This is a genomic window from Mycoplana rhizolycopersici (assembly GCF_013378445.1).
GTDB classification, from domain to species: domain Bacteria; phylum Pseudomonadota; class Alphaproteobacteria; order Rhizobiales; family Rhizobiaceae; genus Mycoplana; species Mycoplana rhizolycopersici.
This window is the reverse complement of the sequence record NZ_JABXYK010000005.1, coordinates 159543-182427: the sequence shown is the minus strand read 5'-3', so window position 1 is coordinate 182427 and position 22885 is coordinate 159543. Positions and strand designations below refer to the sequence as shown.

Sequence of the window (22885 nt, the reverse complement as noted above, 5' to 3'; positions counted from 1 at the left end):
ACACGGAGCGATTTCGCGATGCGCCCACATGACCAGGGCATCGACGATGCGATCGCCCGCTTTCTGAACAGCTTTTCCAAGCCTGCGAGACTTCTGGTTGCCGTGTCCGGCGGCGGCGACTCCGTCGGCCTGCTGGTGGCGCTGGATGCGGCGTTGCAGTCCGGTCGCTATCCGGGCTTCACGGTCACGGCCTGCACCGTCGACCATGCGCTGCGCGACGCCTCGGTGGCAGAAGCGCGCTGGGTAGCCGAGCTCTGCGCACGCCGCGGGATCGTCCATGTCACGCGCTGCTGGAGCGGCGAGAAGCCTGCGCGCGGCATTCAGGCGGCGGCGCGGTCGGCGCGCCACACGCTGCTTTTCGAAGCCGCACGTGCTGTCGGCGCCGATGCGATCGTGACCGCGCACAACCGCGACGACCGGCGCGAGACCGTTGCGATGCGGATGGCCCGCAGTACCGAAGGGGCGGGGCTTGCGGGCATTGCGCCTGCAACGCTGCTTTTTGGCTCCGTCTGGGTGCTGCGTCCCCTTCTCGGCGTTTCGCGCGAGGAGATCCGGGGATACCTGCACGGCATCGACCAGCCCTGGCTGGAGGATCCCAGCAACGAGAACCGCGCCTTCGAACGCGTCCGTATCCGGAAAGAGGGGGTGGGGCGCCTTCTGGACGAGAAGGCGCAGTCCGCCGCGGCAGCGCGCATGCGGCACGCACGTGAAGGGGCCGCCTACCTTTCCCGCCACATGCAGGTGTTCGACGCATCTGTCGCCTGCCTTCCGTCCGCATCGCTCGCTGCACTGGAGGGGCAGGCCGCCTGGCTGGCGTTTTTGAGCGTCGTCGCCGTGCTCGGCGGACGCGAGCATCGGCTGGAAAAGGATGCGGCAGATCGTCTCGCCGCATTCGTGCACGGGGGCGAGCTGACACGGATCACGGCCGGCCGCGTGGCGTTCGATCGCCGCCGTGATGGTCTGTTCCTGTATCGGGAGATGCGCGGGACCGAAGCGCTCGAGATCGCCGCAGACAGCGAGGCTGTATGGGACGGCCGCTGGCGCATCGGCAATCATGGCAGGACGGCGCTCTTCGTCGACGCGGGCAGGGGGGCTGCGACCTATTGCTGGGACGGCGTGCCCGCCGGCGTCGTTGCCCGCGCGGCCCGGGCGCGGCCGCGGCTACGTGCCGGCAGCGGCGAGCCGGCACCCTCGGGGTTCTCGGCCGTCCCGGTGCTGTCCCCCTTCGATCGCTACCTGCCGCTGTTCGATCTGCCGCTGGCAGATGCCATCGCCCGATTGTTCGCGCTTCCTCCGTTTTCTAAGCCTCCGGCCGCCATGGCGGAGAGCGTCTGCTCTTGAACTAAAAGCGTGATTTACGAGGCGCGTTCCTGGCGATCCGCAAAACCGCCATAAGCGTAAACGATGATCCCGATAAATGCCCACGCGGCGTTCGGTTTGCCTTGGCAAGGCGTCACTCCGACCCTATGTTAGGTGCGAATGAAACGGCGCAACCCTGCAGCCGAGAAAGTGCCCGGAAAGCCCGATGAACCCAAACTTCCGCAATGTCGCCCTGTGGGCCATCATAGCGCTCCTGCTGATCGCTCTCTTCAGCATGTTCCAGACGAGCCCGGCCCAGACCGGCTCGCGTGACATTCCCTACTCGCAGTTCCTCAAAGAGGTCGACGGCAGCCGGGTGAAGGAAGTCGTGATCACGGGCAACAAGATCGTCGGCAGCTATGTGGAAACCGGAACGACCTTCCAGACCTACGCGCCCTCGATCGACGATGCGCTGACGGGGCGGCTGGAGGCCAAGAACGTCGTCATCAACGCGCGTCCGGAGACCGACGGTTCCAACAGCTTCCTGAGCTACATCGGTACGCTGCTGCCCATGCTGCTGATCCTTGGCGTCTGGCTGTTCTTCATGCGCCAGATGCAGGGTGGATCGCGCGGGGCGATGGGCTTCGGCAAGTCCAAGGCGAAGCTTTTGACCGAGGCGCACGGCCGCGTCACCTTCGCCGACGTCGCGGGCGTGGACGAAGCCAAGCAGGATCTCGAGGAGATCGTCGAGTTCCTGCGCGACCCGCAGAAGTTCCAGCGTCTCGGCGGGCGCATTCCGCGCGGCGTGCTGCTTGTCGGCCCTCCGGGCACCGGTAAGACGCTGCTCGCCCGCTCTGTTGCCGGCGAAGCCAATGTGCCGTTCTTCACCATCTCGGGTTCGGACTTTGTCGAAATGTTCGTCGGCGTCGGCGCAAGCCGCGTCCGCGACATGTTCGAGCAGGCCAAGAAGAATGCGCCCTGCATCATCTTCATCGACGAAATCGACGCCGTCGGCCGTCATCGCGGCGCCGGCCTCGGTGGTGGTAACGACGAGCGCGAACAGACGCTGAACCAGCTGCTGGTCGAGATGGACGGCTTCGAGGCGAACGAGGGCATCATCCTGATCGCCGCCACCAACCGTCCCGACGTTCTCGACCCGGCGCTCTTGCGTCCCGGCCGTTTCGACCGCCAGGTCGTCGTGCCGAACCCGGATATCGTCGGTCGCGAGCGTATCCTGAAAGTGCACGTGCGCAACGTGCCGCTGGCGCCGAACGTTGACCTCAAGGTGCTGGCCCGCGGTACGCCCGGCTTCTCCGGCGCCGACCTGATGAACCTCGTCAACGAGTCTGCCTTGATGGCGGCGCGCCGCAACAAGCGTCTCGTCACCATGCAGGAATTCGAGGACGCCAAGGACAAGATCATGATGGGCGCGGAGCGCCGCTCGTCTGCAATGACCGAGGCGGAGAAGAAGCTGACCGCCTATCACGAGTCCGGCCACGCGATCGTGGCGCTGAACGTGCCGGCGGCCGATCCGTTGCACAAGGCGACGATCATCCCGCGCGGCCGCGCGCTCGGCATGGTGATGCAGCTTCCCGAGGGCGACCGCTACTCCATGAGCTACAAGTGGATGGTCTCGCGCCTTGCCATCATGATGGGCGGCCGTGTCGCCGAGGAGATCACCTTCGGCAAGGAGAACATCACGTCGGGCGCTTCCTCCGACATCGAGCAGGCCACCAAGCTTGCGCGTGCGATGGTCACCCAGTGGGGCTTCTCCGACCAGCTCGGGCAGGTCGCTTACGGCGAGAACCAGCAGGAAGTCTTCCTCGGCCATTCGGTCGCCCAGTCGAAGAACGTTTCCGAATCGACTGCGCAGAAGATCGACAACGAGATCCGCCGCCTGATCGACGAGGCCTATGCAGAGGCCAAGCGCATCATTACCGAGAAGCACCACGAGTTCGTGGCGCTCGCCGAAGGGCTGCTGGAATACGAGACGTTGACCGGCGACGAGATCAAGGCGCTCATCCGCGGCGAAAAGCCCGCGCGCGACCTCGGCGACGACAGCCCGCCGCACCGTGGCTCGGCCGTGCCCAAGGCCGGCCAGAAGAAGGGCGGCGAGGCGGAAGGCGGCCTGGAACCGCAGCCGCAATAACAAGCCTTTACGACAAACGAAGAGGGCCGGCCGTTCATGCGGCCGGCCCTCTTCGTTCGAAATGGTAACGGGCTGTAACGGGCAAGAACCGAATTTCAGATGCCCTTCGGCGCAATCTGTGGCAAACAGGCACGGAACGGGACATGCTGTTGCGCAGGCAGTTTTTACCTTGCCCCGCGCGCAGTCCGAACCAGACATATCAGGAGCGTATATGAAGCGTCGCTATTTCGGCACCGACGGCATCAGGGGCCAGTCGAACGTTTTCCCCATGACGCCGGATCTCGCCATGCGGGTCGGCATCGCCGTCGGTACGATCTTCCGCCGCGGCACGCATCGCAACCGGGTCGTGATCGGCAAGGACACCCGGCTCTCGGGCTACATGCTTGAAAACGCCATGGTCGCCGGCTTCACTGCGGCTGGCGTCGATGCCTTCGTCCTCGGCCCGATCCCGACGCCTGCCGTCGCCATGCTGACGCGTTCGCTGCGCGCCGACATTGGCGTGATGATCTCCGCCTCGCACAATCCCTTCCAGGACAACGGCATCAAGCTCTTCGGTCCCGACGGCTACAAGCTTTCCGACGAGCTCGAGGCGCAGATCGAGGCGATGCTCGACGACGACATCGTGCCGCAGCTGGCAAAGGCGCACGACATCGGCCGGGCTAAGCGCATCGACGGCGTGCACGACCGCTATATCGAACACGCCAAGCGCACCCTGCCGCGCGACGTGACGCTGCACGGGCTGAGGGTGGTGGTCGACTGCGCCAACGGGGCTGCCTATCGCGTCGCACCGGCAGCACTCTGGGAGCTCGGCGCCGACGTGGTGACGATCGGCGCGGATCCCAACGGCACGAACATCAATCTGGAATGCGGCTCGACCCACCCGGATGCGCTGCGCCGCAAGGTGGACGAGGTGCGGGCCGACATCGGCATCGCGCTGGACGGCGATGCCGACCGGGTGCAGATCGTCGACGAGAACGGCAAGCTGATCGATGGCGACCAGCTGATGGCCGTCATTGCCGAGACCTGGGCTGCCGACGGCACGCTCAAGGGTGGCGGACTGGTCGCGACCGTCATGTCCAATCTCGGGCTCGAGCGTTTTCTCAAGAGCAAGAAGCTCGGGCTGGAGCGGACGCAGGTCGGCGATCGCTACGTCGTGGAGCACATGCGCCAGGGCGACTTCAACGTCGGCGGCGAGCAGTCGGGCCATATCGTGCTCTCCGATTTCGGCACGACCGGCGATGGCCTCGTTGCGGCGCTGCAGGTTCTCGCCTGCGTCAAGCGCAGCGGCCGCACCGTCAGCGAGGTCTGTAACCGCTTCGAGCCGGTGCCGCAGGTCTTGAAGAACGTCCGCTACTCCGGCGGGAAGCCGCTGGAGGATCAGGCTGTCGGGGCCGCGATTGCTGAAGCGGAAAATGCCCTTGCCAAGACCGGCCGCCTCCTGATCCGTCCCTCGGGCACCGAGCCGCTGATCCGCGTGATGGCGGAAGGCGACGACCGGGCCATGGTGGAGCGCATCGTCGACGAACTCGTCGCCGTCATCGGATCGGTGCGCAGCGCCGCCTGACCGAGCGCAAGACCGAACAGGTTTTGAAGGGCTTCGCATCCCGTGCGAGGCCCCTTTGCTTTCGAGGCTGCGCGTTTTCATGCGAATCGCCAGTCGCGTCGATCTGCCGAAGCAGGCGCAGGCCGTAAGTCTTACCGCAACATTAACAACCAGAGTAAATAGTCGTAGTTAATTGCAACTTAACCTTTGCCGTTCATTATCCATGTCAATCGAGGATTTTGGCGCTGCGGGCTGATGCAGTGCCGGTCAACATGACTATGGAGTGGGGCATGCGGAAGTTTTTGAGTGGTGCCGTTGCAGCTCTGATTGCGAGCTCATCGGCGTATGCGGCTGACGTCTATCAACCGGAACCGGTACAGCCGCCGGTGGAGGTCGCGCCCGTTTCCACGAGCGGCTGGTACCTGCGCGGTGACGTCGGCTATGGCTGGACGCACATGCGCGGCGCCAGCTACTATCAGGGCGGCCCCGGCGGCTACAAGGCGGACTTCGACGACACCGATCTCGACGGCGGCGTCATTCTCGGCGGCGGTGTCGGCTACCAGTGGAACGACTACTTCCGTACGGACGTGACGCTCGACTATCTGTTCGACGGCGATTTCAACGGTTCCACCAGCGGCAGCTGCGGCGTTGCTGAAGACTGCGTTTCCACCGACCGCGCCTCGTGGTCTGCGCTCAGCCTGCTCGCCAACGCCTATGTCGACCTCGGCACCTACTACGGCGTGACGCCCTATGTCGGCGCCGGTATCGGTGCGACCCGCGTCAACTGGGGCAATCTGCGCAACACCTCCTGCTCGGTCGACAATCCGAACGACTGCGACGACAGCGTCAGCCACAACGGCCAGGACAGCTGGCGCTTCACCTACGCGCTGATGGCCGGCGCCTCCGTCGATCTGACCTGCAACTGGAAGGTCGATGCCGGCTACCGCTTCCGCCAGATCAGCGGCGGCGACATGTTCGGCTATGCGATGAACGGCGGTCCGGGCGAGGACGATGGCTTCTACGTCCACGAGGCTCGCGTCGGTTTGCGCTACACCTTCAACACCTGCGAAGTGCCCTACGTCCCGCCACCGGTCGAGCCGGCGATCTACAAGTAAGCTCTTCGTCAGAATTTTCTTCAAAAGCCGCCTGGTGCTCCGCCGGGCGGCTTTCTGCGTTGGTATCGCACCGCCCGCGGCGAAATCGTGGTTAACAAACATGCTTAACCGCGTCTTAACTTCCCCTTGCGATACTCGCTTCAGTTAACCGGCCGCAATCCCGGCCGTCGTGGGGGCGAGATATGATCGTGCGAAAGACAATTCTCGGTGCCGCATTCCTGGCCAGCCTGTCGGCCGGCACGGCATTTGCCGGTGGCGAACTCTATCCCGTCATCGAGGCGCCGGAGGTCGACATGTCGACCGTCGCCGTTGCGCAGGGCTGGTACATCCGCGGCGACCTCGGATACGCTGCCTCGATCAAGGGCGGCGACGGCAGCTACAACTACATCGGTGAGGGCGGGGCGGACGAGAGCCGCGAGCGTTTCGACGACGGCCGCTTCTCCAAGCCGTTCTCCTACGGTTTCGGCATGGGCTACCAGTTCAACAACTTCGTGCGAACGGATCTCACGACCGACTTCTTCAATTCGAGCTTCGACGCTGATTCGTCGATCGGGCGTGCCTGCCCCGGCGAGAACGCCGGTACGGGCTGCGACTTCACCCAGGACAGCGGCTTCAACGCCATCAGCGTCATGGCCAACGGCTACATCGACCTCGGCACCTATGCCGGTTTCACGCCCTATATCGGCGGCGGTGTGGGTGCGACCAACGTGCAGTGGGACGACCTGAAGACGCGGGCGACCTGCGTCGACGGCAGCAGCGTCTGCGGCAGTACCGAACAGGGCGGCACCGTCCGTAATCCGGGCGAAGAAAGCTGGCGCTTCACCTACGCCTTGATGGCTGGTGCCTCCTACGACCTGACCAACCGCGTCAAGCTGGACATCGGCTACCGCTATTCCGACGTCGATGGCGGCAAGATGTTCGGTTACAGCAGCGCCGAGAAGGCACTGGGCGCCTCCGGCACCAAGGCGCGCGACGACGGCTTCCAGCGCCACGAAATCCGCGCAGGCATTCGCGTCACGACGTGGTAGGACCGGGATCGGTGAAGGCTGTTTGAGGGCTCGCGCGCGACATCTTTTTCATGCCTTGGTACGGTTGCGGGAGCTATGCGGTAACGTCTCGGCGATGCCGCAGCCTCGACAGCTTCTCCGGCGCATCCACAATGCCCCCGTCATGCCGGACTTGATCCGGCATCCCGCCGCGCAAGTCTTTGCGCGATAAGGCACTTTCCGCGTCGCAGACGCGACGCCGCTGGACCCCGGCTCAAGGCCGGGGTGACGGAGGAAAATGCTGGTGGCTTCCGAAGACGACCGTTCCGAACGCTTGCCCAGGGCACCTGTTGTCCAAACGGACAAGCGCACACGACCATCCACGCTGCGCCCAATATTTTCCCCAGCGCGACATATCCGGCTTGACTTCGATTCCGACCTCGCATATTTCCGGCGGCGGGACACCCTTCCCCAACGAAGGGCTTTCTATCTGGAAGGATAGCCAACATGACGAAGACCGTCACCGCGCCGGACGTGCGTCCGAACAACACCCATTTCTCTTCTGGCCCGTGCTCGAAGCGTCCCGGTTGGTCGCTCGAAGCCCTTGCTGATGCCCCGCTCGGTCGTTCGCACCGCGCCAAGGTCGGCAAGGCCAAGCTCAAGCAGGCCATCGATCTCACCCGCGAAATTCTGCACGTGCCGGCGGACTACCGCATCGGCATCGTGCCCGCCTCCGATACCGGCGCCGTCGAAATGGCGCTGTGGTCGCTGCTCGGCGAGCGCGGCGTCGACATGCTGGCCTGGGAAAGCTTCGGCGCCGGCTGGGTCACCGACGTGGTCAAGCAGCTCAAGCTCGACGCCCGCAAGTTCGAAGCGGCCTATGGCGAGCTCCCCGACCTTTCCGCCGTCGATTTCGACCGCGACGTGGTCTTCACCTGGAATGGCACCACCTCCGGCGTGCGCGTTCCCAATGCCGACTTCATCCCGGCCGACCGCAAGGGCCTGACGATCTGCGATGCGACGTCTGCCGCATTCGCGCAGAACCTCGACTTTGCCAAGCTCGACGTTGTCACCTTCTCCTGGCAAAAGGTGCTGGGCGGCGAAGGCGGCCACGGTGTCCTGATCCTGTCCCCGCGCGCCGTCGCCCGTCTGGAAAGCTACGTGCCGGCCTGGCCGCTGCCGAAGATCTTCCGCATGACCAAGGGCGGCAAGCTGATCGAGGGCATCTTCACCGGCGAGACGATCAATACGCCTTCGATGCTCTGCGTCGAGGACTATATCGACGCGCTGCAGTGGGCGAAGTCCGTCGGTGGCCTGAAGGGCCTGATGGCGCGCGCCGACGCCAATGCCGAAGTGATCTTCGATTTCGTCGAGAAGAATGACTGGATCGCCAACCTCGCGAAGGACAAGGCGAACCGCTCCAACACCTCGGTCTGCCTGACGATCGCCGACAAGGACGTTCTGGCACTCGACGCCGACGCGCAGGCTGCCTTTGCCAAGGGTATGGTGGCGCTTCTCGAGAAGGAAGGCGTCGCCTATGACATCGGCGCCTACCGCGATGCGCCGTCCGGCCTTCGCATCTGGGCAGGTGCCACGATTGACACCGCCGACATGCAGGCGCTGATGCCCTGGCTGACCTGGGCCTATCAGACCCAGAAGGCGACGCTAGCGAAGGCTGCGGCCTGATCTCTGCGTGACTTGCCTCGCCTCCCTGGAGGGGCGAGGCCCCAATCCGCATTCCCGTTCCAGATTCGATCTTTCAAGGAGGCCTTCCATGGCACCTCGCGTACTCGTATCCGACGAACTGTCGGAAACCGCCGTCCAGATCTTCCGCGACCGCGGCGTCGAAGTCGATTTCCAGCCGCAACTCGGCAAGGACAAGGAAAAGCTTGCTGAGATCATTGGCAATTACGACGGCCTTGCGATCCGCTCCGCCACCAAGGCGACGGAAAAGCTGATCGCGGCCGCAACCAACCTGAAGGTCATCGGCCGCGCCGGCATCGGTGTCGACAATGTCGACATCCCGGCTGCCTCGCGCCGCGGCATCATCGTCATGAACACGCCGTTCGGAAACTCGATCACGACTGCCGAACACGCGATCGCCCTGATGTTCGCCGTCGCCCGCCAGCTGCCCGCCGCCGACGCCTCAACCCAGGCCGGCAAGTGGGAAAAGTCGAAGTTCATGGGCGTCGAAATCACCGGCAAGACGCTCGGCGTCATCGGCGCCGGCAACATCGGCGGCATCGTCTGCAAGAAGGCGATCGGGCTGGGCATGCATGTTCTCGCCTACGATCCGTTCCTGTCGAAGGAGCGCGCCGAGGAGATGGGCGTGACCAAGGTCGAGCTCGACGAGCTTTTGGCCCAGGCCGACTTCATCACCCTGCACGTGCCGATGACCGACAAGACGCGCGGTATCCTCAATGCCGAGGCGATCGCCAAGACCAAGAAGGGCGTGCGGATCATCAACTGCGCCCGCGGCGGCCTTGTCGACGAAAAGGCGCTGGCCGATGCCCTGAAGTCGGGTCATGTCGCCGGTGCCGGCTTCGACGTGTTCGAGGTCGAGCCCGCCACCGAAAGCCCGCTGTTCGGCCTGCCGAACGTCGTCTGCACGCCGCACCTCGGCGCGTCCACGACGGAAGCTCAGGAGAACGTCGCCCTGCAGGTGGCCGAGCAGATGTCGGACTACCTCGTCAAGGGTGCCGTTTCCAACGCCATCAACATGCCCTCGATCACCGCCGAGGAAGCGCCGATCCTGAAGCCGTTCATCCGGCTGGCCGACGTCCTCGGCGCCTTCGTCGGCCAGGTTACCGAAAGCGCGATCAAGGAAATCGAGATCCTCTACGATGGCCAGACCGCGTCGATGAACACCAAGGCGCTGACGAGCGCGGTGCTCGCCGGTCTGATCCGCCCGCAGGTGGCCGACGTCAACATGGTCTCGGCGCCGATCATGATCAAGGAAAAGGGCATCATCCTTTCCGAGGTCAAGCGCGACAAGTCGGGCGTGTTCGACGGCTACATCAAGTTGACGGTCAAGACCGGGAACCAGACGCGTTCGATCGCCGGCACGGTCTTCTCGGATGGCAAGCCGCGCTTCATCCAGATCAAGGGCATCAACCTCGACGCGGACGTCGGCAGCCACATGGTCTACCTGACCAACACCGACGTTCCCGGCATGATCGGCTTCATTGGAACGACGCTGGGTGCGGCGAACGTCAACATCGCCAACTTCCAGCTCGGCCGTGAAAAGGAAGGCGGCGACGCGATTGCGCTGCTCTATGTCGACGGTCCCGTATCCGAGGAGGTGCTCGACAAGCTGCGCGCCAATCCGGCGATCCGCCAGGCCAAGCCGCTGGTGTTCAACGTCGACTGATTTCGTCTCCTCCCAAGACGAACACAGAAGCCCGCGCCGGAGCGATCCGGGGCGGGCTTTCTGCATGAGGGGGATGGGGCGATTGGGGCAGGGCCGGTCGAGATGCGGTCACATAATCTGGCGAATGGCGGAACCGGAGAAGGGGCATTCGCCAGTAATCGACAGATGTTGTCGCTGTCAGACGGCTTCCGCGCCGACCGCTTTCAGCGCCGCACGCGCGACTTCGAAATCCTGGTCGCCGGTGCCGGAGCCGACGCCGATGGCGCCGGCGAGCTTGCCGCCGAAGCGGATCGGCAGGCCGCCGGGAAGGTGGGTGACGCCGCCCTGCGAGGCGATGCCCGCAGCGACGCCGAATTCCGCCGGCATGCCGCCCGTGGCGTTGTTGATCGACGCGGCGGTGCGGGCCTTCGAGCGAGCGGTGTGCATGCTGAGATACTTGGCGCCGTCCATGCGGATGCTGGCGATCGTTTCGCCGCTCGCATCGACGATGAAGACGCACTGCGGCACGCCGATCTGTTCGGCATGCGCCACGGCTGCGGCAAGCATGTCCACGGCACCCTTGTGGCTAAGCGTGATGGTTTCTCTGTAACTGGTCATGGCAGTCTCCTGTTCTCTCGTCGCCAGAATAACGTGCGGGTCTGCAAAGCGGCACGATGCAGAATGCACAATGACCTTTGCCGGGCTGGAACAAATGTCTGGTGGGGGCGGGTGTGGGCTTGCCCCTTTTCCCGCCTTGTCAGCCTTGGCCCTCACCCCTGCTTGGGCCGGCCGATCTCGGCAATGGCGATGCCGCCAAGGACCAGCAGAAGTGCAACGAAATGGAAAAGGTGGAAGGGTTCGCCGATGAGGACGATGGAGAGAATCGTGCCGAAGACGGGGATCGCATTGATGAAGAGCCCGGCGCGGTTCGGCCCGATCATCTCCACGCCGCGAACATAGAGCACCTGCGACATCAGCGAGGGGAAGATCCCGGCATAGAGCACGATGATCCAGCCGAGCCCGTCCGGCGCGATGGCGTTGCCCGAGCCGATCTCCCACCAGAGGAGCGGCAGAGAGCTGATCAGGGCGCCGAAGGCGGGGGCCGCGATGAAGCTTTGCCAATGCAGCGTCGGCTTCCAGCGCAGCGACACCGTATAGCCGGCATAGACGAGACAGGCGAGAAGCATGAGCAAGTCGCCGAAATTGAATTCCAGCTGCATCAGGGTCGCAAAGCTGCCATGTGCGGCAGTGACCAGCACGCCGATGAGAGTGACCGAAAATCCGATGATCTGTGCCGGCGACGCCGGGATGCGGAAGAGCATGAAGTTCATCACGAAGATGAGCATCGGAATGCCGGCCTGGACAATGACGACGTTGATGGCGCTGGTATAGTTCAACGCCGAATAAAGCAGGGCGTTGAAGAGCGTGAAGCCGAACGCGCCGTAAAGAAAGAGCTGGAGCCAGTGCTGCTTGATCTTCGGCCAGTCGCGCCGGATTTGCGGGCTCATGAACGCAAGAATGACGCAAAGGGCGACTACCCAGCGTAGCGTCGTCAGCATCATCGGGCTGACGTGGCCGACGGCGATCTTGCCGGCAACGGAATTCGCGCCCCAGAAGAGCGACGTGATGCTGAGATAGGCGTAAGCTTTTCGGTTCAGATGCATCTTGCGGGAAGCGTTAAGGACGGGCGAAGCGTGAGGCAAGCGCAGGCATAGGCCGAAATTGCCGCAAACGCCATGCAAAAAGCAGGTTGCGGCGGTACAACAGGGTCGCTTTCGCCGAAACTACACAGTATAGATGCGCGGGTTTTCACAGTGCGCGCCATGCCGTGCGCAAGAAGCAGGAAAGACGAAATGACCAATGTCGTGGTGATCGGTTCCCAGTGGGGTGATGAAGGCAAGGGCAAGATTGTCGACTGGCTTTCGGAGCGCGCCGACATCGTCGTCCGTTTCCAGGGCGGTCACAATGCCGGCCATACCCTGGTGATCGACGGCACCAGCTACAAGCTGTCGCTTCTTCCCTCCGGCGTGGTTCGCCCCGGCAAGATGGCGGTCATCGGCAACGGCGTCGTCGTCGATCCGCATGCCCTCTGCGCCGAGATCGACAAGCTGGCAGGGCAGGGGGTGACGATCACCCCTGACAACCTGCGCATCGCCGACAACGCCACCCTCATCCTGTCGCTCCATCGCGAGCTGGACGGGATCCGCGAGGATGCGGCGGGGAAGTCCAATGGCGGCGTCAAGATCGGCACCACGCGCCGCGGCATCGGCCCGGCCTATGAGGACAAGGTCGGCCGGCGCGCCATCCGCGTGATGGACCTCGCCGATATCGACACGCTCTCGGCCAAGGTCGAGCGCCTTCTGACGCACCACAACGCGCTGCGGCGCGGCCTGGGCGAACCGGAAATCAGCCACGACACGATCATGCAGGAACTGACGTCCGTCGCCGACCGCGTGCTGCCCTTCCGCGACACCGTCTGGCTGATGCTCGACCGTGAGCGCCGGCGCGGCGCGCGCATCCTGTTCGAGGGTGCGCAGGGCTCGCTGCTCGACATCGACCACGGCACCTATCCCTATGTCACCTCCTCCAATACGGTCGCCGGACAGGCGGCTGCGGGCTCTGGCATGGGGCCGGGCTCGCTCGGCTACATCCTCGGCATCACCAAGGCCTATACGACCCGCGTCGGCGAGGGGCCGTTCCCGACCGAACTGACCGACGAGATCGGCCAGTTCCTCGGTGAGCGCGGCCATGAGTTCGGCACGGTCACGGGGCGCAAGCGCCGTTGCGGCTGGTTCGACGCGGCACTCGTGCGCCAGTCGGTCGCAACCAATGGCATCACCGGCATCGCTCTGACCAAGCTCGACGTTCTCGACGGGCTCGACGAACTGAAGATCTGCGTCGGCTACACGCTGGACGGCGAGGAGATCGACCACCTTCCGGCAAGCCAGGGCCAGCAGGCCCGCGTCGTGCCGAAGTACATCACGCTGGAAGGCTGGAAGGAATCGACGGTGGGCGCCCGCAAGTGGGCCGACCTGCCGGCGCAGGCCATCAAGTATGTCCGCCAGGTCGAAGAGCTGATCGGCGCGCCGGTCGCGCTTTTGTCGACGAGCCCCGAGCGCGACGATACCATACTTGTGACCGATCCCTTCGAGGACTAAGATTTGATTTGACACTTCTTCCGGACCGGATTCGCGACCATATAAGGCCGGAGATCACGAGAAAGTTCTTATGGCGGATTTTGTAGCAGTCATTCGTAGGGCCGTTGATGGCCTCACGGACAATTCTCCGGACATGCGGGTCAAGGTCTACGACAAGGCCCGCGGCGCGGTGCGCAGGCAGCTGGAAGCCATGAATCCCCGTCCGTCGGACGAGCTTGTGCAGCGTCAGCTGGACAAGCTCGAAGCCGCGATCTCGGAGGTCGAGAGCGAGCACGCGGTCGCCCTGCCGGCGGAGGATCTGACGGTCGAAGACGATGCGACGGCGTTCCAGGAGCCCGAAGCTTATTCGCCGCCCGAACCAGAGGCGCCGCCGGTTGCTGCGGCTTCCTGGGCGGAGCCTGCCCCTGCTGCCACGCATGACGAACCCGTCGAAGCCGCTCCGGCGGAGCCGCCAGCACCTGCGCCAGCCGAAACTGGACTTGCCGAGAGTTGGCCAGCCGAGACCGGGCCTGCCGAACCTGGCCCTGCAGAAGAGGTGCATGTCGTTCATCCAGCAGCGGAGCCCGAGTTCGCTCGCGAAGCGCCGCCTGCCGCCGTCGAATATGACGAGCCGGTGGAAGATGTTCGGCCGACATCGGCGACCGTCGAGCCCGAACCCGAGCAGGAGCGCTGGCAGGCGGAGACGGCCTATGAGCCGATGCATGAGGTACCTCATGCCGAGCCGGCCGAACCCGTCGAAGAGCCGCATCAGACTTACGTCGAGACATCGGCCCATCCCGATGCCGCGGAGGCGCCGTCCGAGGTGCCCGCCTATATCGGTCTCGAACCCGTTCAGGATCCGGCCTACGATCACACCGCTTTCGTCGAGCAGGCAGGCGCACCCGCCTACGAAGAACCCGCCTACGAAGAACCTGCATACCAGGAAGAGCACGCCATCGAGCCGGCCAACCGGGCGGAACCGCCGGCAGTCGAGGCGTCCTTCGAAATGCCTGCTGCTGCGGCACCGGCGAACTGGACGGCGGAGCGATCCGATTCGGGCTTTACGCTCCACGAGTTTCCTGCATCGACGCCGCCTTCCGAAAATGCTTGGGACGAGAGCCCGCGCAACGAGCCGGCCCCTGCCCCTACCGCAGGCGAGGCCAGCGGCGAGTTCGCCAACGACTGGAACTGGCCCGAAGAGACGAAGACCCCGGATCAGGCGAAGAAGCCTGCCGAGAATGCCTGGGGCGATCTCGAGGACCTCATCGGGTATCAGCCGAAGGCGGGCGCGGCAGAGCCGGAGAAGGCTGCTGCCGTCGAGGACTCGTTTGACGCTTCCGGCGTTACCGAGGCCGCCGTGCGCAACGGCCAGCGACCCTACCGGGCAGAACCCCGCAAACGCGGCGTCAGCCTTGCCAAGATCGGTGCGCTGGCCGCGGTGCTCGCGGTCGTCGGCGGTGCTGGCGCTGCCTACTGGCTGAACCGCGACGCGGTGGACCAGATGGTTGCCGATCTCACCGCACCTGCCGCCACTGACGAAGCGCCGGCAAATGGCGCGACGGACGGTTCCGCAACGCCGACGGCAGGCACGAACGGCGCAGGTCGGCCGGGCGACACCGAAGTTGCATCTGCGGAGCCGACCAGCAGCAAGTTTACGCAGCGGCTGCTGCCGGACGGAACGGAATCCGACGAGGGCCCCGCGCCCGTCGTTGGCGAGGCCTCCTCGGAGGAGGGCAAGTCCGTGGCCGAGCAGTCGACCGAAGTGGCCTCCGCCGAGCCCGGTGCCGCAACCCCGGCGACCGACGGTACCAATGCCGCCGACGGTGCGTCCGTACCTGCCGCCGCAGGAACGGAGCCGACACCGACGCCCTCGCAGGACGCGGCACAGACCGCTCCGGCTTCGCCCGGCGCGCCGACCGCGAACCCGTCGGCCGCCGAACAGGCGCCGCTCGGCGTGACGCAGAAGATGTTCCTCTACGAGGAAAGGCTCGGCCAGTCCGCTCCGACGGCGATCGACGGAACGGTGGTATGGTCGCAGGCGGAAGAATCGCCCGGCGGTGACGCCAAGCCCGAACCGGTGATCCGTGCGCAGATCAATGCGCCTTCCAACGGCCTGACCGCGCAGGTGACGATCCGCCGCAATGCGGACAAGTCGTTGCCGGCAAGCCATCTGGTGGAGATCGTCTTCGCGCTGCCGCCGAACTTCGAGGGCGGCAGCATCGACAGCGTCCAGCGCGTGGCGATGAAGCGCACCGAGCAGGATCGCGGCGACCCGCTGATCGCGGTTCCGGCCAAGATCACGGAAGACTTCCACATGATCGCGCTGAACGATTTTCCGGATGCGATCAGCCGCAACAACGAGCTTCTGAAGAGCCGCGACTGGATCGACATTCCGGTCACCTACCGCAACGGCCGCCGCGCGCTAATTACGCTGGAGAAGGGCGCATCGGGAGCGGAGGTGTTCAACACCGTCATGAACGCCTGGAACGCGCTCGGACCGGCGGACAGCCAGTAAAGCTCGTCCGGACCGACAAAGAAAAACCCCGCATGGCGCAGGCCTTGCGGGGTTCTTTTTATCTGGGCGGTCGCTTTGAGACCGTCGGAGGCTTAAGCCTGCTCTATGACGCGGACGGCACTTGCCTGTTCGGCAGCAAACTTCTGTACCGCTTCCTGAACCTTCTCGAAGGCGCGGACCTCGATCTGGCGCACGCGTTCGCGGCTGATGTCGAACTCGGTCGAAAGCTCTTCCAGCGTCACCGGATCCTCGGAAAGGCGGCGGGCCTCGAAGATGCGCCGTTCGCGGTCGTTCAGGACGCTCATCGCACGCGCCAGCATGGCGCGCCGGGTTTCCAGTTCGTCCTGTTCGATCAACGTCTCTTCCTGGCTGTCGCGGTCGTCGACGAGCCAATCCTGCCACTGGCCGGAATCGCCTTCGCTGGCCTTGATCGGTGCATTCAGCGACGCGTCGCCCGACAGGCGGCGGTTCATCGAGACGACTTCTTCCTCGGACACCTGCAGCTTGGTGGCAATCTCGGTGACCTGATCGGGGCGCAGATCGCCGTCGTCGATCGCCTGGATCTTGCCCTTCATGCGACGCAGGTTGAAGAACAGCCGCTTCTGGTTAGCGGTGGTGCCCATCTTCACGAGCGACCAGGAGCGCAGGATGTATTCCTGGATCGCCGCCTTGATCCACCACATGGCGTAGGTGGCGAGGCGGAAGCCGCGCTCGGGATCGAATTTCTTGACGGCCTGCATCAGGCCGACGTTGCCCTCGGAAATGACTTCGCCGATCGGCAGGCCGTAGCCGCGATAGCCCATGGCGATCTTGGCGACGAGGCGCAGATGGCTCGTCACAAGCTGATGGGCAGCGTTGCGGTCATCATGTTCCTGGTAACGCTTGGCCAGCATGTATTCCTGCTGCGGCTCAAGCATCGGAAATTTGCGGATTTCGTCGAGATAGCGGTTGAGACCGCCTTCGCCGGCCGCGATGGACGGCAATGTATTTCGGGCCATCGAGCACCCCTTCCTTGAAGCGGCTTCCTTGTCAGGCAAGCCTTGATCGGAGCCCTAGCCCGCAATGGTTCTCCGTTTGCGGATCATGCTCCGGGGCGGGACATGTCGACCCCGCCACGATGATAGATAGGTATGGCGAAACAATGGTTCAAGCGCCGGTGCTTTCACGGGACCGTGAAAACCGGAGGGAGGAGTGCAGCCTTGTGCGACAAGGCAATATGTCGTGCCGAAAGCCCGCGTTTTCAAGGGGAACCAGGCTTTGCGGCGGTCAGCCGATCGCCCGAAGCGCATCCAGGAGCGCGTCCAGATCGGCCGGGGCGGGCGCCTCGAAGCGCATGACCTCGCCGGTCGTCGGATGTTCGAACTGCAGCATGTAGGCGTGCAGCGCCTGCCGGTGGAAGCCGTTGACCACGGCGCGCGCCTGATCGGGCAGGAGGTTGGCCTTGGTGCGGAAGGCGGCACCATATTCCGGGTCGCCGAGCAGGGGGTGGCCGATATGGGCCATGTGGACGCGGATCTGGTGGGTGCGCCCGGTTTCCAGCTGGCATTCCACCAGCGAGGCGAGGCACGTGGAGTCCGGCTTCTCGCCGTAGCGCTCGATGACCTCGTAGTGGGTAATCGCTTCGCGGGCGTCTTCGCTCTCCTCGCGCTTGACGGCGCGCTTCGTGCGGTCGCCGGCTCGGCCGAGGGGGGCGTCGATGGTGCCGCGCAGCTGGCGCGGCCGGCCCCAGACGACGGCCTGGTAGGCGCGCTCCAGCGGCCCGTTGCGGCCGTGGTCGGCGAACTGGGCGGACAGGTGCCTGTGTGCCGCGTCATTCTTCGCCGCAACCATGACGCCGCTCGTTTCCTTGTCGAGACGATGGACAATGCCGGGCCGGCGCACGCCGCCGATGCCGGAAAGGCTGGTGCCGCAGTGATGGATCAGCGCATTGACCAGAGTGCCGGTCCAGTTGCCGGCGCCGGGATGCACGACCAGGCCGGCCGGCTTGACGAGCACGATCAGGTCGTCATCCTCATAGAGAACCTCCAGGGGGATATCCTCGCCCTGCGGTTCCGGATCTTCCGGCTCGGGCAGTTCGATCGCGATCGTATCGCCCGGATGGATCTTGCGCTTCGGTTCGCTGACGGCGGTGCCGTTGACGAGCACCGCACCCTGCTCGATCAGCGCCTTGATGCGGCTGCGCGAATATTCGCCGCCCAGGGTCGCTGCAAGCCACGCGTCGATGCGGCCTGCGGCATCCTCGTCCGCTGTCAGGACTTTCCTTGTGTCGTCGGCTTGTTTAAAGGGGGCGCTCATTCAAAGATTGTCCTGACTGTCGGAGACGCTAGCGCCTATGTCGAATCTCGATGCAGATGAACAGGAAGAAAAGCCGCTCGATCCGGCCATGGAGAATGTCCGGCGCAAGATGGTTCGCCTGCAGCTCGTCTCCGGTGGCATCATGCTCGTCATGTTCATGGCGGTGCTTGCGGCCATTGTCTATAAGGTGACGCGGACGGATGGCAAGCCCGAAAGCCGTCTTTCCGCAGGCCTCAGCGTTCCGAGCGATGCGCCCGTCAGCGGTTCAGTGACGCTTCCGGACGGCTTCACCGTGTCGTCGGTGTCCCAGTCGGACGGGCAGATCCTGTTCTACGGCACACTCTCCGATGGTGCCCGCAAGGCGATTCTGTTCGACATCGCCGCCGGGCGCGTCATCGCCGATATCGACGTCGGCGGCCGGTAACGGGCCGTGGCGGGCGAGGTGATCCGCATCACCGAGAGCGAAGATCCGCGCATCGCGGCGTTCCGCTCGATCCGCGAGCGCGATCTCGTCGGACGGGAGGGCCGCTTCGTCGCCGAGGGAACCGTGGTGCTGCGGATGCTGGCGCAGGCCCATGTCCGGGAAAGGGGATTTCGCGCGGAAGCGATCCTGATCCTGGAGAACAGGCTCGCAGGGCTCGCCGCCATCCTGGCGGATATTCCTGCCGACGTTCCGGTCTATGTCGCGGAGAAGTCGATCTTCAACGGGATCGCGGGTTTCGACATGCATCGCGGCGTCCTTGCGATCGGTCGGCGTGACGAACCGCCCTCTATCGAGGCGCTGATCGCATCGCTGCCGGCCGACAGTCTCGTGCTTGCCGCCTGCGGCATTTCCAACCATGACAACATGGGTGCCCTGTTCCGCAACGCCGCAGCCTTCGGTGTCGACGCCATCCTGCTCGACGAAACCTGCTGCGATCCGCTCTACAGGAAGGCGATCCGCGTCTCGGTCGGCTCGGTGCTGAACCTGCCCTATGCGAGAGGCGAGGGCGCGCGGGATCTGCTGCAGGGCCTCACCGATGCCGGATTTGCGATCTGGGCGCTTTCGCCGCGAGGCGAGACGGCCATCGGGCAGATCGCGCCGTCCGCGCGGCTGGCGCTGGTCGCGGGAACGGAAGGCGAGGGGTTGCCCGGTACGATCCTGTCGCAGTTCCATACGGCGCGGGTGCCGCAGGCCCCCGGCCTGGATAGCCTCAATGTCGCAACGGCCTGCGGCATCGCGCTCTATCAGATGGCCTTGTCGAAGGGACGGATCGGCTGAGAGGGCCGGGCGGGGCCGGATTATTCCTGCGGCGGAAGCATGTTCTTGGCGCGGCTGGCGAGGCTGAGCCGGCCCGATCCGTTTGCCGGCGGCGCCTGGTCCAGCAGGCTGCGGATCGGCGAGGCGTCGCCCTCGTGCGCATCGGTCAGGACGATCATCTTGGCCGCAACGTCCGCCATCTCCTCGCGCAGTGCCGCATCGGTTGCCTCGGTCGGCGCTTCGGAAAGCCGCTGGGTGATCGCGGCGCTACGGTCGCGCACGTCAGCCTCCAGCGAGAGGAGGTCCAGAACGCTCGCACCGTTTCCTGACGCGGACTCACGGTCGTGTTCGATAAGCGGGATTTCGGCAGGGGCGGCGAGGAGAGGCTTCATTTCCGATGTGTGTGTAATGGCGGCCTGGGGCCTGGTGTCGGGAGTGTGGTTTTTCAGCTTGTCGCGCAGCCTGTCCACCTCGGCAACGCGGCGTTCCGGCGCGGCATCATTGCCGGCGCTCTGGTTCTGCTCGCGGGAAAGCTCACTTTCGAGTTGCCGGGCCCTGCTCACCTCGCGCGAGAGCTTGAGGCTGGTTTCCTTGAGATTGGCTTGCGCAACGCGCAGGCCTTCGACCAGCTTGTCGCGCTCGTGGCGCAGGGCCAGCAGCCTGCTTCCGAGGTTCTCGATCTCGGTTTCCTTCGCGGCAAGGGCGATCATATGGTCGTTCAGGTCGCTCTGGACGAGGTCGCGATTGGCGTTGAGGATCTCTATTTCACGCTTCTTGTGCAGGATTTCCTGGTCGGATGCCTCAAGCTGGGCCTTCAACTGGGCGAATTTCTGTTCGTCGTGGCGGAGCGAGGAGCGCAGATCGCCGGCATCGACGTTCATGTCCTCGATATGCGCCTGCAGGTCGGCATTGTCGGCGGCAAGCCGGCTGACGTCGCGCTTCAGCGCCTCGTTCTGCACGGCAAGCCGCGTGCCCTTTTCCCGTTCGCGAACCAAGCTCTGCGACACCCGGGCGTTTTCTGCCGCAAAGACGGCGCGGGCCATGTCCGTCTGCGCGCGCACTTCCTGCGGGCTCAGCGGCGTTGTCGCCTTCATCCGGTTCTCGGTGTAGGCGACGATGCGGCGCTGGATCGCAGGCGCGACAAGCAACCCGACCAGCGTGGCTGCCAGGAAGCCGAGGGCGAAAAGCAGGGCATATTCAATCACAACGCTGCAGGTCCCGTTCTTCGGTCATCCCCCGTGACCCCTGGGCCAATATAGCCGACGCAGCCCCGTTGCACAGAGGCTGCGCGAGCAATTTCGGTTACGGTGGTAAACTGCACTCAGAACGGGTTCCAGGTGGGGTTGCGGGTCAGCTTCAGATAGCCGGCATTGACGCCGAGCCGTGCACCGAGGCCGGTGCGGATCGGGACGATGACCATGTTCTGCTCGGTCAGCACCGTCATCCCGACGCCGGCGACCACATAGGCAGCGCCCGAGACGCCGGCGAACCGCGTGTAGAGCGCGTTGACGTCGGGGAGGTTATAGACGAGCATCATCGTGCGGCTGCCCTGTCCGCCCCAGTCGAGGCCGAGGGACGGGCCCTGCCAGAACACCGGGTGGCTGCCGGCATTCTTGGTGTTCATCTCACCTTCGCCATAGGTCAGGCCGGCAACGAAGGCGCCCGAGCCTTCCTGGCCGAGAATGTAGCCGTTCGGAAGGCCGTAGGATTCGAAGGCGCGCTCCACGATCTTTGCAAGGCCCCCGGTGGTGGAGCCGAAGAAGCTGTGGCCGGCATCGACGATCTCCTGCACGCTATAGGTCGAGCCACCCGTGCTCTGGGCATGGGTGGCGGTCGGAATTGCGATGGACGTCAACGCGCCCATCGCGGAAAGCAGCATCGTGCGCCTGGTCAAATTCGAAACACGCATGTTTATTCCCTCGTCGTGGTTCGGGACATCTTCATGACTGTCAATTTGACCGCATCATGTTAACAATCGGTTTACCAAATGTGGTGTCTTTATGGCTGACTTCTAATTGAAACTGCTTCGCGTTATTTTCGCGTGTTAAGTGTCGATTGGGACTGTGCGAAGCCCGCCGGTTGCAAACGGAGCCTTGGCGGCTGCCGGCATTTTGGAGACCTTCATGGCAAAGAATCCGAACCTCACTCTGAGCGGTCCAGACCTGGCGGCGCTGCTGTGCAGCCGCGTGTGCCACGACGTCATTTCGCCCGTCGGTGCGATCAACAACGGTCTGGAACTGCTCGACGAGGGCGGGGCGGACGAAGATGCGATGGAGTTGATCCGCACGAGCGCGCAGAACGCTTCGGTGCGGCTGAAGTTCGCGCGCCTCGCATTCGGCGCCTCTGGTTCGGTCGGCGCGTCAATCGATACCGGTGAGGCCGAGAAGGCTGCCCGCGACTTCGCCGCAGCCGAGAAGAAGACGGAAATCACCTGGAGCGGGCCGCGCGCCATCATTGCCAAGAACCGCGTGAAGCTTCTTCTCAATCTGTTCCTCGTCGCCTATGGCGCGATCCCGCGCGGCGGTTCGATCGACGTGACGCTCGAGCGCCCGGAACTCGACGCCGAATTCCGCCTGACGGCCAAGGGGCGCATGCTGCGCGTGCCGCCGAAGTTCAACGAGATGCTTTCCGGCCAGCTGGAAGAGGCCGTCGACGCCCACAGTATCCAGCCCTACTACACGGTGCTTCTGGCGAACGAAGCCGGGATGCAGCTCGACATCGTCTCCTCGCCGGAGGAAATCACCTTCGTGGCGAAGATCGTCGCCGGCTGAGCGTGCGGCCCGGCGGCTGTGCTGCGCCGGGCGGTAACCTTTTGTTTGCCAGATACCGCTACACTTGCTTCATGATTGACCGCTCCCGCGAGCGGGGAACTGGAGCAGGCGATGCGGCGCATCATGATTGCGGACGGCTCGGACGTCGTCCGCAAGGTCGGGAAACGAATCCTTTCAGGCCTGGATTACCTGGTTCTCGAAGCGTCGAATTCGCTCGAGGCGCTGGTGCGCTGCGAAGCTGAACTGCCGAACGTTGTCATTGTCGATTCTACCATGGACGGCGCACTGGAACTGATCGGCAATATCCGCATGCTGCCCAAGGGCGAGACGGTGCGCATCTTCTACTGCGTCGTAGAGGCCGACCTGAGGAAGATGATGATGGGCAAGCGGGCAGGGGCCGACGATTTCCTGCTGAAGCCGTTCGACCGCAAGATCCTCACGAGCGTCTTCGCCAACCTCTCCATCGCAGCCTGACCCCTTCGCGAG

Annotated in this window: 19 protein-coding genes; 13 read left to right on the top strand and 6 right to left on the bottom strand. The window is 64.4% G+C overall.

Annotation, left to right across the window (positions count from 1 at the left end):
- Positions 1–18 precede the first annotated feature (18 nt).
- From tilS to serA, 7 genes are all read left to right on the top strand, one after another.
- Entirely contained in the window at positions 19–1341 is a 1323-nt protein-coding gene (tilS, locus tag HV823_RS10165) for a tRNA lysidine(34) synthetase TilS (protein WP_176949605.1), read from the top strand.
- A 184-nt stretch (positions 1342–1525) separates the two neighbouring features.
- A complete protein-coding gene (gene ftsH, locus HV823_RS10160) occupies positions 1526–3448 on the top strand; it encodes an ATP-dependent zinc metalloprotease FtsH (protein ID WP_176949604.1) in 1923 nt (640 codons plus the stop codon).
- Between the two features lie 211 nt (positions 3449–3659).
- Entirely contained in the window at positions 3660–5012 is a 1353-nt protein-coding gene (glmM, locus tag HV823_RS10155; protein WP_176949603.1) for a phosphoglucosamine mutase, read from the top strand.
- A 269-nt stretch (positions 5013–5281) separates the two neighbouring features.
- Positions 5282–6106 carry an outer membrane protein gene (locus tag HV823_RS10150; protein ID WP_176949602.1) on the top strand — a complete coding sequence of 275 codons (825 nt, stop codon included), beginning with the start codon at positions 5282–5284 and terminating at the stop codon, positions 6104–6106.
- A 182-nt stretch (positions 6107–6288) separates the two neighbouring features.
- Entirely contained in the window at positions 6289–7134 is an 846-nt protein-coding gene (locus HV823_RS10145; protein ID WP_176949601.1) for an outer membrane protein, read from the top strand.
- A 465-nt stretch (positions 7135–7599) separates the two neighbouring features.
- Positions 7600–8778 (top strand): phosphoserine transaminase, encoded by a 1179-nt coding sequence (locus HV823_RS10140; RefSeq protein WP_176949600.1) that lies wholly within the window; start codon positions 7600–7602, stop codon positions 8776–8778.
- Between the two features lie 88 nt (positions 8779–8866).
- Positions 8867–10462 carry a phosphoglycerate dehydrogenase gene (serA, locus tag HV823_RS10135; RefSeq protein ID WP_176949599.1) on the top strand — a complete coding sequence of 532 codons (1596 nt, stop codon included), beginning with the start codon at positions 8867–8869 and terminating at the stop codon, positions 10460–10462.
- Between the two features lie 177 nt (positions 10463–10639).
- On the opposite strand, the gene HV823_RS10130 is transcribed toward serA, so the two are convergent.
- On the bottom strand, positions 10640–11059 hold the full coding sequence (locus tag HV823_RS10130) for a GlcG/HbpS family heme-binding protein (protein WP_176949598.1): 420 nt from the start codon (positions 11057–11059) through the stop codon (positions 10640–10642).
- Between the two features lie 152 nt (positions 11060–11211).
- Positions 11212–12099 carry a DMT family transporter gene (locus tag HV823_RS10125; protein ID WP_176949754.1) on the bottom strand — a complete coding sequence of 296 codons (888 nt, stop codon included), beginning with the start codon at positions 12097–12099 and terminating at the stop codon, positions 11212–11214.
- A 195-nt stretch (positions 12100–12294) separates the two neighbouring features.
- On the opposite strand from HV823_RS10125, the gene HV823_RS10120 reads away from it, so the two are divergent.
- Positions 12295–13599 carry an adenylosuccinate synthase gene (locus HV823_RS10120; protein ID WP_176949597.1) on the top strand — a complete coding sequence of 435 codons (1305 nt, stop codon included), beginning with the start codon at positions 12295–12297 and terminating at the stop codon, positions 13597–13599.
- A gap of 133 nt (positions 13600–13732) precedes the next feature.
- Positions 13733–16093, top strand: a complete 2361-nt coding sequence (locus tag HV823_RS10115; protein ID WP_246301087.1) for a hypothetical protein — start codon at positions 13733–13735, stop codon at positions 16091–16093.
- Positions 16094–16185: 92 nt separating this feature from the next.
- Here HV823_RS10115 and rpoH read toward each other — a convergent pair whose 3' ends face one another.
- On the bottom strand, positions 16186–17091 hold the full coding sequence (gene rpoH, locus HV823_RS10110; protein ID WP_176949595.1) for an RNA polymerase sigma factor RpoH: 906 nt from the start codon (positions 17089–17091) through the stop codon (positions 16186–16188).
- Between the two features lie 268 nt (positions 17092–17359).
- Positions 17360–18388, bottom strand: coding sequence for an RluA family pseudouridine synthase (locus HV823_RS10105; protein ID WP_176949594.1), 1029 nt, complete (start codon positions 18386–18388; stop codon positions 17360–17362).
- A 37-nt stretch (positions 18389–18425) separates the two neighbouring features.
- Between HV823_RS10105 and HV823_RS10100 the strand changes: the two genes are divergently transcribed.
- Both HV823_RS10100 and HV823_RS10095 read left to right on the top strand, forming a co-directional pair.
- Complete coding sequence (locus HV823_RS10100) at positions 18426–18812, top strand: hypothetical protein (RefSeq protein WP_176949593.1); 387 nt, start codon at positions 18426–18428, stop codon at positions 18810–18812.
- A 6-nt stretch (positions 18813–18818) separates the two neighbouring features.
- Positions 18819–19649: a TrmH family RNA methyltransferase gene (locus HV823_RS10095; protein ID WP_176949592.1), complete on the top strand. Its 831-nt coding sequence runs from the start codon at positions 18819–18821 to the stop codon at positions 19647–19649.
- 20 nt (positions 19650–19669) lie between these two features.
- Here HV823_RS10095 and HV823_RS10090 read toward each other — a convergent pair whose 3' ends face one another.
- Together HV823_RS10090 and HV823_RS10085 are read right to left on the bottom strand one after the other, a co-directional pair.
- Positions 19670–20833 (bottom strand): coiled-coil domain-containing protein, encoded by a 1164-nt coding sequence (locus HV823_RS10090; protein WP_176949591.1) that lies wholly within the window; start codon positions 20831–20833, stop codon positions 19670–19672.
- Between the two features lie 116 nt (positions 20834–20949).
- Positions 20950–21507: a DUF1134 domain-containing protein gene (locus HV823_RS10085; RefSeq protein ID WP_246301131.1), complete on the bottom strand. Its 558-nt coding sequence runs from the start codon at positions 21505–21507 to the stop codon at positions 20950–20952.
- Between the two features lie 244 nt (positions 21508–21751).
- Here HV823_RS10085 and chpT point away from each other — a divergent pair, with 244 nt between their 5' ends.
- Positions 21752–22399, top strand: a complete 648-nt coding sequence (gene chpT / locus HV823_RS10080) for a histidine phosphotransferase ChpT (protein WP_176949589.1) — start codon at positions 21752–21754, stop codon at positions 22397–22399.
- 111 nt (positions 22400–22510) lie between these two features.
- On the top strand, positions 22511–22873 hold the full coding sequence (locus HV823_RS10075) for a response regulator (RefSeq protein ID WP_176949588.1): 363 nt from the start codon (positions 22511–22513) through the stop codon (positions 22871–22873).
- Positions 22874–22885: the final 12 nt, after the last annotated feature.

What these genes read in the sequence shown, in the direction of transcription:
- tilS (WP_176949605.1), top strand. Translation starts at nt 19, where the DNA reads ATGCGCCCACATGACCAGGGCATCGACGATGCGATCGCCCGCTTTCTG.
- ftsH (WP_176949604.1), top strand. Translation starts at nt 1,526, where the DNA reads ATGAACCCAAACTTCCGCAATGTCGCCCTGTGGGCCATCATAGCGCTC.
- glmM (WP_176949603.1), top strand. Translation starts at nt 3,660, where the DNA reads ATGAAGCGTCGCTATTTCGGCACCGACGGCATCAGGGGCCAGTCGAAC.
- HV823_RS10150 (WP_176949602.1), top strand. Translation starts at nt 5,282, where the DNA reads ATGCGGAAGTTTTTGAGTGGTGCCGTTGCAGCTCTGATTGCGAGCTCA.
- HV823_RS10145 (WP_176949601.1), top strand. Translation starts at nt 6,289, where the DNA reads ATGATCGTGCGAAAGACAATTCTCGGTGCCGCATTCCTGGCCAGCCTG.
- HV823_RS10140 (WP_176949600.1), top strand. Translation starts at nt 7,600, where the DNA reads ATGACGAAGACCGTCACCGCGCCGGACGTGCGTCCGAACAACACCCAT.
- serA (WP_176949599.1), top strand. Translation starts at nt 8,867, where the DNA reads ATGGCACCTCGCGTACTCGTATCCGACGAACTGTCGGAAACCGCCGTC.
- HV823_RS10130 (WP_176949598.1), bottom strand. Translation starts at nt 11,059, where the DNA reads ATGACCAGTTACAGAGAAACCATCACGCTTAGCCACAAGGGTGCCGTG.
- HV823_RS10120 (WP_176949597.1), top strand. Translation starts at nt 12,295, where the DNA reads ATGACCAATGTCGTGGTGATCGGTTCCCAGTGGGGTGATGAAGGCAAG.
- HV823_RS10115 (WP_246301087.1), top strand. Translation starts at nt 13,733, where the DNA reads ATGCGGGTCAAGGTCTACGACAAGGCCCGCGGCGCGGTGCGCAGGCAG.
- rpoH (WP_176949595.1), bottom strand. Translation starts at nt 17,091, where the DNA reads ATGGCCCGAAATACATTGCCGTCCATCGCGGCCGGCGAAGGCGGTCTC.
- HV823_RS10105 (WP_176949594.1), bottom strand. Translation starts at nt 18,388, where the DNA reads ATGAGCGCCCCCTTTAAACAAGCCGACGACACAAGGAAAGTCCTGACA.
- HV823_RS10100 (WP_176949593.1), top strand. Translation starts at nt 18,426, where the DNA reads ATGTCGAATCTCGATGCAGATGAACAGGAAGAAAAGCCGCTCGATCCG.
- HV823_RS10085 (WP_246301131.1), bottom strand. Translation starts at nt 21,507, where the DNA reads ATGCTGCTTTCCGCGATGGGCGCGTTGACGTCCATCGCAATTCCGACC.
- chpT (WP_176949589.1), top strand. Translation starts at nt 21,752, where the DNA reads ATGGCAAAGAATCCGAACCTCACTCTGAGCGGTCCAGACCTGGCGGCG.
- HV823_RS10075 (WP_176949588.1), top strand. Translation starts at nt 22,511, where the DNA reads ATGCGGCGCATCATGATTGCGGACGGCTCGGACGTCGTCCGCAAGGTC.